Consider the following 12,893-nt stretch of genomic DNA (forward strand, 5'->3'; position numbering starts at 1 on the left):
TAAAGGTGCTGACATGATTCATCCTTTCTGGGAGGATGAATCACAAGCAGACCCCTTTGGGAATCCCATGATTCCGGTTTTTGCAGAAACGCTTTAACAAGTCCGCGCCGGGCGGCCGGAGACGCGGCACCGATGGGCCAGCGCCCAAGCGACCCCGCATCCACCCTGACGGGCAAGACCCTCCAACCCGACAGCGCCGTTCTTTGCCCAGCCGGACCAGACAGCGGCGTGTTATTGGCGCCACCCGCAGGCAGGGCCGTGCTGCGGGGTTCGGGGGCGGTGCCCCCGCGCAGACCGGACCCCTTCGATGGGGGTCCGGTCTGCTCCGGCTCAGATCAGGCGGATCGGGATCAGCCCGCGCAGGGCATTGCCGCAAAAGGCCTCGCCCTGCCGCAGGTCGTCCGGCGACAGGACCGCCTCCTGCGCCTGCCCATCACGCAGCAGGTGCGCCCGCAGGACGCCGGGCAGAAGGCCGCAGGCCAGCGCAGGCGTCACCAAGCGGTCGCCGCGGCGCAGAAAGACGTTGGTGATCGTACCCTCGCACAGCGCGCCATCCTCGTTGCACAACAAGGCCTCGTCCGCCCCGGGGGGAAGCGCGGCGCGCGCGGCCTCGTAGACCGGACGGTTCGAGGACTTGATGCCCAGCCAAGGGTTGGACGGATCAAGGCGCAGCGGCGACGTCACCACGCGCCATTGCGGGGGCCCAGGCGGCAGCGGCGCATGGGTCAGCGCCACCGCCCCATCCGCCGTGACCGCCAGACGCGCGCGCAGCACCTCGCCGCGCGGTAGCCCCGCCAGCGTCGTCCGTACCCGCCCCTCGTCCAGCGGAAAGCCCACCGCGGCACAGTCCCGACGCAGCCGATCGCGATGGAGGTCCCACAGGAGGATGCGCCCATCCGCCTCCGCGCGCATCGTCTCGAAAACGGTCAGACCGTCGGGAATGGGCCCAGGAATGCGGATTTGCACAATGCCTCCTCCCATTCCGGTCCGGCCTCGCTGTCATGGATGATGCCGCCACCGACGTTCAGGCGCAACCGGTCCGGCGCCTCGAACCAGGGCGAGCGGATGGCGACACTGAACCGCATCGGCCCCGCCGGATCGACCCATCCGATGGCCCCGCAATAGATCTCGCGCGGGGCGGCCTCCAGTTCGGCGATGATCTGCATCGACCGGATCTTGGGCGCGCCGGTGATGGACCCACAGGGAAACAGCGCCCCCAGGATTTGCGCCAGCCCGACCCCCGGCTGCAGCTGCCCCTGCACGGTCGAGACCATCTGATGCACGGTCGCATAGCGTTCGACATGGAACAGCTGCGGCACCTGCACGCTGCCGGGGCGGCAGATGCGGCTGATGTCGTTGCGCAGCAGATCGACGATCATCAGATTCTCGGCCCGGTTCTTTTCCGAGGTCTGCAGGGCCTGCGCTGCGGCCATATCCGCGGCGGGGTCAGCAAGGCGGGCGGCGGTGCCCTTCATCGGGCGGGTCAGGATGCGCCGCTGGTCGTCCACGGCAAAGAACAGCTCGGGGCTGCGCGACAGAACGATGGGGCCGCCCAGATCGACGAACGCCCCCTCGCCCACCGGCTGCCGGGCCGCCAGCGCGGCGTAAAGCGCCAGCGGGTCGCCCGACACCTCGGCCGTCAGCGGAAAGGTCAGGTTGATCTGATAGGTATCGCCCGATTCGATATAGCCATGCACCGCTGCGATTGCAGCGTCATATCGCGCCCGATCCCACAGCGGACGCAGCCTGCCAAACTGCGCCTCAGCCCCCGCAGGCAGCGGCGGCGCGGGTCTTGGACCGTCAAAGACCCCCATCAGGATCAGCGGCATCCGCCGGTCCGCGGGCATCAGCTCGGCCAGGCGCGGGGTCAGGGCATGGCCCAGCTCATAGGACAGATACCCCGCCAGCCAGCAGCCCCGCGCCTGCGCCGCCTGCATCGCCGCCAGCGCCGGGCCCACGCCCTGCGGCGTGTCGGCCCGGATCACCGCCTGAGGCCCGGCGAACAGCGTGCCGCAGCCCAGGGGCCCGGTGTCGAACCGGATCATGCCCTCGCTCACGGGGCGGGCTTTCGGGCGGCGCGGCCTTCGCGGATCTTGGCGGCCAGGTCGCGGGCGACGGCAAAGGCCCCCTTGATCCGCTCGCCGTCGGTGGCAAAGTCGCGCTTGAGGACGATCTTGTTGTCGGTGACCTTGGCCGTGCCCCGCTCGTCGGCCAGGAAATCGACCAGGCCCGCGGGGTTGGGGAACTTGTCCAGGTGGAACTGGACGGTGATGCCCTTGGGGCCCACATCCAGCTTGGCGATATTGGCGCGTTTCGCCATCGCCTTGATGCGGATCACCAGCAACAGCGTGTTCACCTCACGCGGCAGGGGGCCGAAACGGTCGATCAACTCGGCCGCGAAGCCCTCCAGCTCCACCTTGGTGGTCAGTTCGGCAAGCCGACGATACAGGCCCAACCGCACGTCCAGATCGGGGATGTAGCTGTCGGGGATGGTCACAGGCACGCCCAGGTTCAGCTGGGGCGCCCATTCATCCTCGGGCGTGCCCTCCAGCTCTCCGGATTTCAGCTTGGCGATCGTCTCCTCCAGCATCTGCTGGTACAGCTCAAAGCCGACCTCCTTGATATGGCCCGACTGCTCCTCGCCCAGCAGATTGCCCGCGCCGCGCAGGTCCAAATCCTGCGATGCCAGGTTGAAGCCCGCGCCCAGCCCGTCGATGGAGCCCAGGAACTTCAGCCGCCGCATCGCCTGCGGGGTCAGGGGCACGCGGGGCTTGGTGGTCAGATAGGCATAGGCCCGCGCCTTGGACCGCCCCACCCGGCCCCGGATCTGGTAAAGCTGCGACAGGCCGAACATGTCGGCGCGCCAGACGATCATCGTGTTCGCGGTCGGAATATCCAGCCCCGATTCCACGATGGTCGTGGCCAGCAGCACGTCATGGCTGCCGTCATAAAAGGCGTTCATCCGCTGATCCAGATCGCCCGCCGCCAGCTGGCCGTGGGCGACGATATAGTTCAGCTCGGGCATGTTCTCGGTCAGCCAATGCTCGACCTCGGGCAGGTCGGTCAGGCGCGGGACGACAAAGAAGGACTGTCCGCCGCGATACTTCTCGCGCAGCAGCGCCTCGCGGATGGTGACGCTGTCGAATTCGCTGACATAGGTGCGGATCGCCAGGCGGTCCACCGGCGGCGTGCTGATGACCGACAGGTCGCGCACGCCGGTCAGGGACAGCTGCAGCGTGCGGGGGATGGGCGTCGCGGTCAGGGTCAGGACGTGGATGTCCGACCGCAGCTCCTTGAGGCGTTCCTTATGGGCGACGCCGAAATGCTGCTCCTCGTCGATGATCAGCAGGCCCAGGTTCTTGAATCGCACGCCCTTGGCCAGCACCGCATGGGTGCCGACGACGATGTCCACCTGCCCGTCCGACAGGCCGGTGCGGGTGGCCGCGGCATCCTTGGCGCTGACAAAGCGCGACAGGGGGCGGACCGTGATCGCGGTGCCTCGGAACCGTTCGACAAAGCTGCGATAGTGCTGGCGGGCCAGCAGGGTCGTGGGGGCGACCACGGCGACCTGCATCCCCTGGCTTGCGGCGATGAAGGCCGCGCGCATCGCGACCTCGGTCTTGCCAAAGCCCACATCGCCCACGACCAGGCGGTCCATCGAACGGCCCATCGCCAGATCGCCGGCCACGTCCTCGATGGCTGACAGCTGGTCGTCGGTCTCGCTATAGGGAAAGCGCGCGGCAAAGGCCTGCCAGTCGTGATCCTCGGGCTCCAGCACCGGGGCGGGACGCAGCAGGCGTTCGGCGGCGACGCGCATCAGCTTGTCGGCGATCAGCTTGATGCGTTCCTTGAGGCGCGCCTTGCGGGCCTGCCAGGCGCCACCGCCAAGGCGGTCCAGCAACCCCTCCTCGTGGCCATAGCGCGACAGCAGTTCGATATTCTCGACCGGGACATAGAGGCGGTCGCCCCCCGCATATTCCAGCGCCACGCAGTCATGCGGCACCTTGAGCGCCATGATCGTCTCGATGCCGGTATAGCGACCGATGCCGTGTTCGACATGCACGACCAGATCGCCGGGCGACAGGGTCTGGGTATCCTTCAGGAAATTGTCGGCCTTGCGCCGCTTTTTTGCGCCCCGGATCAGCCGGTCGCCCAGCACATCCTGTTCCGAGATGACCGCGATCCGCCCCAAGGCGGTGCCGTCGGCGACAAAGCCCTCCTCCAGCGGCCAGACGGCCAGACCGATGCTGCCCGCAGCGTCAGACAGGTCGCGCAGATCGGCGATGGGCTTGGCACCCGCCAGCCCCTCATCGGTCAACAGGCCCGACAGGCGGTCGCGCGCCCCGTCCGAAAAGCTGGCGATGACCACGCGGTGCGTGCGCGCCAGCGTCTTGACGTGACCGGCCAGCGCGCTGAACAGGTTGATCTGTTCGGCCTGGCGTTCGGGGGCGAAGTTGCGCCCCGGACGCCCGCCCGCATCCAGCACGCCCGGACCGGGCGGCTGGTTCAGCACCGACAGGCGCAGCACGCGGTGCGGGGCCAGCCAGGCGGCCCATTCCCCTTCCGTAGGGAACATCGCGTCGGGGGGGATGGGTTTATAGACGGTGTCGCTGCGGCCCTTGGCGGCCATGGCAGCGCGGCGGGCCTCGAACTGTTCGCGGATGGTGTTGCGTCGCGCGTCGATCACCTGGCCGATATGGTCGTCCAGCACCACCGAGGCGCCGGGCAGATAGTCGAACAGGCTCTCCATCCGGTCGTGGAACCAGGGCAGCCAATGCTCCATGCCCGCGGTCTTGCGGCCCGCGCTGACGCTTTCGTACAGCGGATCGCTGGTGCCACCGCCATGCTCGGTCCGATAGTTCTGGCGGAAGCGGGTGATCGAGGCCTCGTCCAGGATCACCTCGGACATGGGGGCCAGCTCGACCCGGTCCAGCTTTTCGGTGGTGCGCTGCGTGTCGGGATCAAAGCGGCGCGCCCCGTCCAGCACGTCGCCGAACAGGTCCAGCCGGATCGGCCCGGTGGTGCCCGGGGGATAGATGTCGATGATGCCACCCCGGATCGCATAATCGCCGGGGTCGGTCACGGTCGCGGTCTGCGCAAACCCCATGCGGACCAGGAAATCGCGCAAAGCCGCTTCGTCGATGCGGTCGCCCACGCGGGCGATGAAGGCCAGCCCGGTGACCAGATCCCGCGCGGGCAGGCGCTGCAGCACCGCGTTCAGCGTGGTCAGCAACACGAACGGCCCCTTGACCCGCCCCTGGGCCAGGCCCGCCAGCGTGGCCATGCGCGCCGCCTGCACCTCGGCCGCCGGAGAGACGCGGTCATAGGGCGTCGTGTCCCAGGCCGGGAAATCCAGCACCGGCAGATGCGGCGCGACAAAGGCCAGGGCGGCGCGCGTCGCCTCCATGCGGCGGTCGTCGCGGGCCACGTGGATCACGGGGGCACCACGGTTTTCGGGTCGCGCGGCCTCGCGCGCGATCAGCGCGGCGTCATAGCCTTCGGGCGCGCCGGAGAGGATCAGCTGTTCGGACATGATGGTTGACCTAAGGCCCGGGACGGTGAAGTCAAGCGGGCTAGAAGCCCAACGGATGCAGGACCGTCCACAGCGCCCCCCACAGCGCCGTCACGGCGACCGATATCATCGACAGGATGGTGACGAAACGCTTGTGCCAGATCATCGCGCGGGCGGCGTCGGCGGCGGCCTGCGACACGGGCGCGCGGCCCTCCTGCGCGGCATGGACCAGAGGCACCAGACGGCGCGCCAGCCGCACGCGCATCCAGAACAGCGCCCAGAACGGCACCAGCAGCAGGGTCAGCGCCTGCGCCATCTCCAGCCCAAAGCCAAAGCCCAGCACCGCCAGAGAGGTGATCAGAAAGCTGGTGACGCCCAGAAACACGGCCCCCTCGCGCGCGCCCAGCTGCCAGCGCGGCAGGATCAGCGACAGCCAGTCCAGCAGCGTGATGACGGCGGTGCCCTGACCATCGCCCTGGCCCTGCGCCTGATGGGCGCGCGACAAGACCTCGGTCGGCACGCCCAGCACGCTGCGCCCGACCATGGACCAGGTGCCGATCAGCACCAGCCAGAACCAGATCGAGGAAAAGGACCGGCTGCCCAGAAGCCCCAGCAGGTTGTCGAATTGCGGCACGGGCAGTTCCTTGTCCTTGTCTGCGCGCGACCTTAGAACGGGTTTCGACCAAGGAAAAGCGGCACGGTTGCCCCACCCCAGACAGGAGGCCCGCCATGGCCAGTCCCATCATCGCCCCCTTCCCCGCCGGCCGCCTGCGCCGGCTGCGCCGCAATGCCAACATCCGCGCCATGGTGTCCGAACGGAACCTGACGCCCGCCAACCTGATCTGGCCGATCTTCGTGACCGAGGTCGCCGGCGCCGAGGGCGAGATCGCCTCCATGCCGGGGGTCGAGCGTCTGACGCTGGACGGGGCCAGACGCGCCGCCGAACGGGCCGCACGCCTGAACATCCCCGCGATCTGCATCTTTCCCCATTCCGATCAGGCCAGCCGCACGGATGACTGCGCCCGCGCATGGGACCCCGACAATATCGGCAACCTGGCCATCCGCGCGGTCAAGGAGGAGGTCCCCGACCTGGTCGTGATGACCGACATCGCGCTTGACCCTTACAATGCCAACGGCCATGACGGGCTGGTCCGGGACGGAGAGATCCTGAACGACGAGACGATCGAGGCGCTGGTGCGCATGGCGCTGGTCCAGGCCGATTGTGGGGCCGACATCCTGGGCCCAAGCGACATGATGGACGGCCGCATCGCCGCCCTGCGCGCCGCCCTGGAACGTCACGATCACAAGAACGTCGCCATCCTGTCCTATGCCGCGAAATTCGCCAGCGCCTTCTATGGTCCGTTCCGCGATGCGGTGGGGGCGTCGGGTCGGCTGGTGGGCGACAAGAAGACCTATCAGATCAACCCCGCCAATCGCGGCGAGGCGATCCGCTGCGTCGCGCGCGATCTGGCCGAGGGCGCGGACATGGTCATGGTGAAACCGGGCATGCCCTATCTGGACATCTGCCGCGCGGTCAAGGACGAGTTCGGCGCGCCGACCTTTGCCTATCAGGTCAGCGGCGAATACGCGATGATCGAGGGGGCCATCCGCAACGGCTGGCTGTCGCGCGACGCGATGGTGGAAAGCCTGCTGGGCTTTCGCCGGGCGGGCTGCGACGGGGTCTTGAGCTATTTCGCGCCCACTGTGGCCGAGATGCTGGCGTGACGCCCGGCGCTGGCGTATCCTGCCGGGCAACGGACCGGCACGAGCCCCGCACAGCGACACGAGGCGACACATGAGCAATGCACACAACCTGTCCCGGCGCAGCCTGCTGCTGGCCGGGGGCGCGGCCCTGCTGGCGGCGGGGTGCAGCAACGCGGTCGGCAGCGACGCCGCCGCCCAGCTGGACGCGCGGGTCGATCAGACGCATCGATATCTGATCGGCACCTATCCCGCCTCGGCGCCGCTGCTGCAGAACGCGCGCGGCGTGCTGTACATGCCCCTGATGACCGAGGCCGCCCTGGGATTCGGCGGCGCCTATGGCCAGGGCGCGCTGCGCATCGGCGGGCAGACGGTCGACTATTACTCCGCGACCCGCGCGACCGTGGGCTTTCAGGCCGGCGCGCAGCAATATGCGCATGTGCTGATCTTTCAGGACGAACAGGCGCTGATGGCGTTCCGCGCCGCACCTGGCTGGACCGCGGGGGCCGGGGCCTATTACGCGCTGCCGTCGGGCGGCATGGCGGTGGGGGCCGACACGTTCAGCGCTCAGTTCCCGGTCGTGGCGATGATCTTTGGCCAGTCGGGCCTGATCGCGGGCGCGGCCATCGAGGGCACGAAATACACCCGCGTCATCCCCTCGGCCCTGCCCGACGTCCAGTTCGGCACTCTCAGCCTGCCGCCGATGGGCGCGGGCGGCTAAAGCAGCGCCGCGCGGTCCCCGGCCAGCCCGATGACCATCGCGGCGTCAAATCCCCCCTCGACCTGGGTGACCTCGGCATAGGCGCCCTGCCCCGCCCGACGCGCGATGCCGTCCTGATCGTTGAAGATCCGGCCCCGCGTGCTGGCGCGGGCATAATCGGGCAGCTGGTCGAACACCGCCCGGCTGAAGCGGTCGGGGAAAAAGATCTGGCCGGTCAGCAGGTCGCGCTGACCCAGCAGCACCTTGAAATGCACATGCGCCGTGCGGCCGCGATACCAGCCCGGCCAGATGCTGCGAAACGCCACGCGCCCGGCCTGATTGGTCATCTGCGCCCCGCGCAGGAAGGTCGTCCCGCGCATGTCGCCCTGTTCCTGCCCCGGATAGCCGCTGTAGTTGCCCTGCGCATCGCAATGCCAGATATCGACCCGCGCCCCCTCGATCGGGCGGCAGGCGGCATCCACCACCTGCAGCCGCAGCGCCATCGGGTGGCCCCGCTTACCGTCGCGGATGTCGCCGCGCATCAGGCGGGGGTCGAAATAGAACGGCCCCTCGGTCGTCTTGGGCGTCAGCTGGCAGACATTCGCGGCGATCAGATGGGCGGCGCGGGCCTCCTGCGCCAGCGCCTGCCCCACCGCGCCGATGCCCAGGACCGAAGGGGCGGCCAGGGCCAGGCTCTGCAACAGCTGACGGCGGTCGATCATGGCGGCATCTCCTGTGGTGCGCGGCCCATGATGCCCGCCATGGCCCCGGCGCAAAGTCACATTGCCGTCAGGCCCCCTCGGTCGAGGTCAGGTGCCTGAGCCCATGCGTCACATCCGCCCGCACCGCCAGGCGCAGCGCCGGTTCGTCGCCCGCCCGCAGGGCGGCCAGGATCATCCGGTGATGGCGCGGCGGCTCGTTGCGTTTGACGCGGCCATACAGCGCCCGCATCGTCGGCCCCAGCTGCAGCCAGATCGTCTCCAGCATGGCCAGCATGGCTGGGGCCTGGGCGCGCAGATACAGCATCCGGTGGAATTCCAGGTTGCAGCGGATATAGCCCACCGCGTCATGACGCTCGACCGCGTCGGCGATGCGGCCGTTCATCAGTGCCAGCCGGTCGATCAGCGCGAAATGCGCGCGCGGCAGGGCGCGGGCGGCCAGCTCGGGCTCGATCAGGGCGCGCAGCGCGGCCAGCTCCTCGATGCGGTCGTCGGTCAGCGCGGGTGTGGCGACCCGGCCCGACCCCGACAGGGTCAGCGCGCCCTCGGCCACCAGGCGGCGGACGGCCTCGCGCGCGGGCGTCATGGACAGGTGGTGGTCACGGGCGATGCCGCGCAGGGTCAGCGCGCGGCCGGGCGGCAGCTCTCCCAGCATGATCTGGCTGCGAAGGCTGCGATACAGGCGTTCATGCGCGGTGGGATCGGTGGGGCTCATGGCCTTGGTGTGATCACGAATCACCGCCCCGTCAATCGCGGAAGCGCCACAGCATCAGATCGCCGCCTTGGGCACGCAACCAGGCCCTATGGGGGGCATGGCCGGGCATCAGCGCCTCGACCTGCGCCCAGAACCGGGCCGAGTGGTCCATATGCGCCAGATGCGCGACCTCATGGGCGGCGACGTAATCCAGGACGGCGGGCGGCGCCATGGCCAGCCGCCAGCTGAACATCAGCCGCCCGTCCTGGGTGCAGCTGCCCCATCGGGACCGCGTGTCGCGCAGCACGATCGCCCGATAGGGCCGCCCCAGATCGGCCGACAGCCGGTCGCAGGCCGCCCGCAACCGCAGCAGCGCCAGCTGTTTCAGCCAGGCCGCGGCGGTGCTGCCTACAGGACGGCCCTGCGGCACCAGCAGGCGGTCGCCGTCGATCCGGGGGCGGCGCAGATCGGCGAGCGTCAGGATCAGCGCGCGCCCCTCGACAGGCAGGGCGGCGCCCGCGACCGCCTGCGCCCGGGCGGGCAGACGCGCCACCGCCGCCCGCAGCCAGTCGCGGCGCGATCGCGCAAAGTCCTGGCCCTGCGACAGCGGCACCCCGACCGGCAGCGTCAGCACCGGGTCCGACCCGTCGCGCGGCACCCGCAGCGTCATCCGACGCGCACGCCCCGAGCGGCGCAGCTGCACCGCCAGCCCCTCTTCGATGGTGATCCGCTGATCCACGCTTGCCATGCCCGCCTCGGCCTGCCAGATAAAGCCTTTGACACCCTCTGGCCGCTATGGCAGGGGAACGCCCGATTTCCCCTAATCGCGGCTGAAGGAGAATACCATGCCCAAAGAGGAATGGGGCACCAAACGCCTGTGCCCGCATTGCGCGACCCGGTTCTATGATCTCAAGGCCGATCCGATGACCTGCCCGGCCTGCGGCAACACGTTCAGCGTGGACAGCCTGACCGATGGCCGCGGCAAGACCCTGGTGACCGAAAAGACCGTGGCCGCCACCGAAGACGACGACCTTGTCGACGACGAGGAGGACATCGCCGATGACGCCGCCGAGATCGACGACGATCTGCTGGAGGAGGACGATGACGACGGCGACGTGTCGCTGGACGACATCGCCGACGTCGCCGGCGACGAAGAAGAATAAAACCCAAGGCCGCGCCCCAAGGCGCGGCCTTTTCCATTGCGGCCCCGCGCCTTTGGGCTATTTTTCCGGCCCTGCGACGGGCGCATCAAAAATCTCTTTGGGGCTGCGGATTTTCCGCTTGCGCCCCGCGCCGCCCCCCCCTATAGACCCCACACGCGGCGGCGCTGAAGCGCTTCGCGGACCTCACGGTGGGGCCATAGCTCAGTTGGTAGAGCGCTTGAATGGCATTCAAGAGGTCAGGGGTTCGATTCCCCTTGGCTCCACCAATAATATCAATCATGCACTTGATTTCTTTGCGAAAAACAGCCGCCGCGCTTTTTGCTTCCCCCGATAGATTACGGCACAGACCGGAATGTGCTGGAATGTGCGGGCGCAAAAAATGACGCGAACAGACCCACACTCCCCTTTGCAAAACTGTTTTGAGTGAGAATGAACCGGGGCTTCGGGTCTACGACATCTACCCGCCCCCGTCTTTCTCGGGGGGGCTGGTAGCCGCTTTGGCCAGTTTCTGCATTCCATGTTGCTCAGATTGCAGGCTCATTTTCATAACAGAGGCTTTAATCTCTGCGTGCTGGTCACGCCGGTCGGCTGGGCCTGCCCCCGGCAAAGCTTTGTCACCCCCCCACCAGCCCACTCCAGACGTCCTGAACTGTGCCTACGGCTTGTTTCTATCTGCGCCGGTCCTGCCATCATCAAGCATTGGTGTTTTGGACCGCCCCCCGCCGTTGGGCGCGCAGCCCGTCAGGGGTCGCCGGGTTCGATCAGGTCAGGGCCATCGTCGTGCAAACCAAACCGCGCAACGGCGTAAGTCCGCAGGCGGGCCGTTGCGCCCAGTTCGGGCGCGTCGGCACCAGACAGCCAGGCATCGCGTTCGTCCGCGTCTAGGATGACCGGCATCCGGTGGTGGATGGCGGCGACGGTATCGGTGGCGGCGCGGTCAGGATGGTGCAGGTCAGCAGATCCTGCCAGCGGGACGCCAGACCGGCGAACCATAGGGTTTCCTAATTGCCTGCCGACAGGATGGCATGGGGTTGCTTTGCGCCCTTGTCGCCCGTCCATTCGTAGTAGCCGCCAGCGGGGATCAGGCAGCGGCCATGTTTCCAGACGGCGCGAAAGGTGGGCTTGGTGGCGGCATCCTCGATACGGGCGTTGAAGGTGGTGGCCTTCCAATCGCGCAGGTCGCCCTTGTGCCAGGACGGGACCAGCCACCAGCGGGCCAGTGCCGCCTTGGCCGGGTCGGATGGCACGACAATAACGTCTTGCGTCGGCTTGATATTGAAGCGGCGCGTGAACGGGTCGATCTTGATCTGCGACAACTCCAGTTCGGTGCCGCGCAGGTTGGGATCAATGAATCGCCCGCACATCGCGCCCCAGCCGCCCTGCGCCGCAGCCCGGTCCTGATTAAGCCGGAACAAGCGGGTCAAGATTTCATCATCGGTCAACAGGCCCGCGCGCCAATCATCGCCCCAACCATAGGCGTCTGCCACGGTGGCATCCAGATTGGCATGGGCATGGGCCAACCATGCAGGGCGGGCGTTATACAGGTTCGTCAGGGTGCCTTTTTTCAACTCCTTTTCCGCCTTGTCATCGACGGGCATGATGCGGTCGGGATAGCCCGGCACGACCTCGGGGACGCGGCGCACCAAATCGGACGGGTTCAGCCAGTTTTCGCGCAGTTCGTTCAAGCGGGCGGCAGCGGTAGCGATGGCCTGCGCGCGAGGATCGGCGGCATAGTCGGCGGCGGGAATGTCGGGCGTCAGGCCCTCGGGAAGGGGAAGGTTTCGAAAGTGGTCGACGGGGTGTAGCGAGGATCGTTGCCCACCCCCAGAAACGTGCCTATCCGCAGCGACCAGAGTTCATGGAAGCGAGAATGCAGGATGCCAAAGGTGGTGTTATCGACGCGAGCAACTGCAATTACCGCAGAGTCAGGCAGGGTGGATTTATGGGTCCATGTGAATAGTCTGTGTTTGGACACACGTGGGCTTAAAATGAGCCGATCAACGCCCTTCAATGCCTTACGTATCTCTGTTCTTGGGCGCTGATGAATCTACCATCCATCTAATGCTCGTGTTTCCCGGCCACGAAGAGGAGGCTTGCCCACTTTTTTCTTTCACCATTTTCATTATCAATGGCTTTTCTCACGTAATTAAAGGGAACCTCGAACAATGCAGCATCATTCTCAGTTATGTGTGCGCCAAAATCGATCACCCACTGGCCGGATGGGCGTCGTGTAACATCCATACCATTAGACCACGGCCTAGGTGTTCTATCCCGGATGATCACGTAGACCCTCGCCGGACCGCGTTCTTCGTGGCAAGATCGATCCTGGGCGAGCTTCGGGACGGGAGGCGAGGATGCTGATTTCTCTTCACAAGCAGGCAGCGACAACACCGAAGATACGGGC

General features: G+C 67.4%; 13 protein-coding genes and 1 tRNA gene. 4 read left to right on the forward strand and 10 right to left on the reverse strand.

Features of this window, described 5'->3' with window-relative positions; translation table 11 throughout:
* Nucleotides 1–330: 330 nt before the first annotated feature.
* From ABS73_RS11950 to ABS73_RS11965, 4 genes are read right to left on the reverse strand one after another with little or no spacing between them, the layout of a single operon-like run.
* Nucleotides 331–966: an aminotransferase class IV gene (locus ABS73_RS11950; protein WP_286693465.1), complete on the reverse strand. Its 636-nt coding sequence runs from the start codon at nt 964–966 to the stop codon at nt 331–333.
* Nucleotides 927–2,057, reverse strand: a complete 1,131-nt coding sequence (locus tag ABS73_RS11955; RefSeq protein ID WP_338118593.1) for an aminodeoxychorismate synthase component I — start codon at nt 2,055–2,057, stop codon at nt 927–929. The genes ABS73_RS11950 and ABS73_RS11955 overlap by 40 nt, the downstream gene beginning before the upstream one ends.
* Entirely contained in the window at nt 2,054–5,533 is a 3,480-nt protein-coding gene (gene mfd, locus ABS73_RS11960) for a transcription-repair coupling factor (protein WP_277021131.1), read from the reverse strand. Before mfd ends, ABS73_RS11955 begins: the two co-directional genes overlap by 4 nt.
* 40 nt (nt 5,534–5,573) lie before the next feature.
* The gene (locus ABS73_RS11965; RefSeq protein ID WP_277021128.1) at nt 5,574–6,146 is read right to left on the reverse strand and encodes a hypothetical protein; all 573 of its coding nucleotides are present in this window, start codon (nt 6,144–6,146) and stop codon (nt 5,574–5,576) included.
* Between the two features lie 95 nt (nt 6,147–6,241).
* Here ABS73_RS11965 and hemB point away from each other — a divergent pair, with 95 nt between their 5' ends.
* Nucleotides 6,242–7,237 (forward strand): porphobilinogen synthase, encoded by a 996-nt coding sequence (gene hemB / locus ABS73_RS11970; RefSeq protein WP_045982965.1) that lies wholly within the window; start codon nt 6,242–6,244, stop codon nt 7,235–7,237.
* Between the two features lie 70 nt (nt 7,238–7,307).
* Nucleotides 7,308–7,934: a lipid-binding SYLF domain-containing protein gene (locus ABS73_RS11975; protein WP_277021122.1), complete on the forward strand. Its 627-nt coding sequence runs from the start codon at nt 7,308–7,310 to the stop codon at nt 7,932–7,934.
* On the opposite strand, the gene ABS73_RS11980 is transcribed toward ABS73_RS11975, so the two are convergent.
* The 3 genes from ABS73_RS11980 to ABS73_RS11990 form a co-directional block, all read right to left on the reverse strand.
* The gene (locus ABS73_RS11980; RefSeq protein WP_277021120.1) at nt 7,931–8,635 is read right to left on the reverse strand and encodes an intradiol ring-cleavage dioxygenase; all 705 of its coding nucleotides are present in this window, start codon (nt 8,633–8,635) and stop codon (nt 7,931–7,933) included. The two genes, ABS73_RS11975 and ABS73_RS11980, sit on opposite strands and share 4 nt — an antisense overlap.
* A gap of 67 nt (nt 8,636–8,702) precedes the next feature.
* A complete protein-coding gene (locus ABS73_RS11985) occupies nt 8,703–9,347 on the reverse strand; it encodes a GntR family transcriptional regulator (protein ID WP_136855690.1) in 645 nt (214 codons plus the stop codon).
* A gap of 31 nt (nt 9,348–9,378) precedes the next feature.
* Nucleotides 9,379–10,074 carry a M48 family metallopeptidase gene (locus ABS73_RS11990; protein WP_277021116.1) on the reverse strand — a complete coding sequence of 232 codons (696 nt, stop codon included), beginning with the start codon at nt 10,072–10,074 and terminating at the stop codon, nt 9,379–9,381.
* Nucleotides 10,075–10,171: 97 nt separating this feature from the next.
* Here ABS73_RS11990 and ABS73_RS11995 point away from each other — a divergent pair, with 97 nt between their 5' ends.
* Together ABS73_RS11995 and ABS73_RS12000 are read left to right on the forward strand one after the other, a co-directional pair.
* Nucleotides 10,172–10,489: an FYDLN acid domain-containing protein gene (locus ABS73_RS11995; RefSeq protein ID WP_136855692.1), complete on the forward strand. Its 318-nt coding sequence runs from the start codon at nt 10,172–10,174 to the stop codon at nt 10,487–10,489.
* Between the two features lie 190 nt (nt 10,490–10,679).
* A tRNA-Ala gene (locus tag ABS73_RS12000) sits at nt 10,680–10,755 on the forward strand.
* Nucleotides 10,756–11,490: 735 nt separating this feature from the next.
* On the opposite strand, the gene ABS73_RS12005 is transcribed toward ABS73_RS12000, so the two are convergent.
* From ABS73_RS12005 to ABS73_RS12010, 3 genes are all read right to left on the reverse strand, one after another.
* Nucleotides 11,491–12,087, reverse strand: coding sequence for an SOS response-associated peptidase (locus ABS73_RS12005; RefSeq protein WP_286693466.1), 597 nt, complete (start codon nt 12,085–12,087; stop codon nt 11,491–11,493).
* 158 nt (nt 12,088–12,245) lie between these two features.
* Entirely contained in the window at nt 12,246–12,464 is a 219-nt protein-coding gene (locus ABS73_RS16760) for a type IIL restriction-modification enzyme MmeI (RefSeq protein ID WP_338118592.1), read from the reverse strand.
* A gap of 83 nt (nt 12,465–12,547) precedes the next feature.
* Nucleotides 12,548–12,893: hypothetical protein (locus ABS73_RS12010; RefSeq protein WP_286693467.1), on the reverse strand; the 346-nt coding region annotated here is incomplete at its 5' end.

Origin of the sequence: Paracoccus sp. SCN 68-21, from assembly GCF_001724535.1 — a bacterium.
Lineage (GTDB): Bacteria > Pseudomonadota > Alphaproteobacteria > Rhodobacterales > Rhodobacteraceae > Paracoccus > Paracoccus hibiscisoli.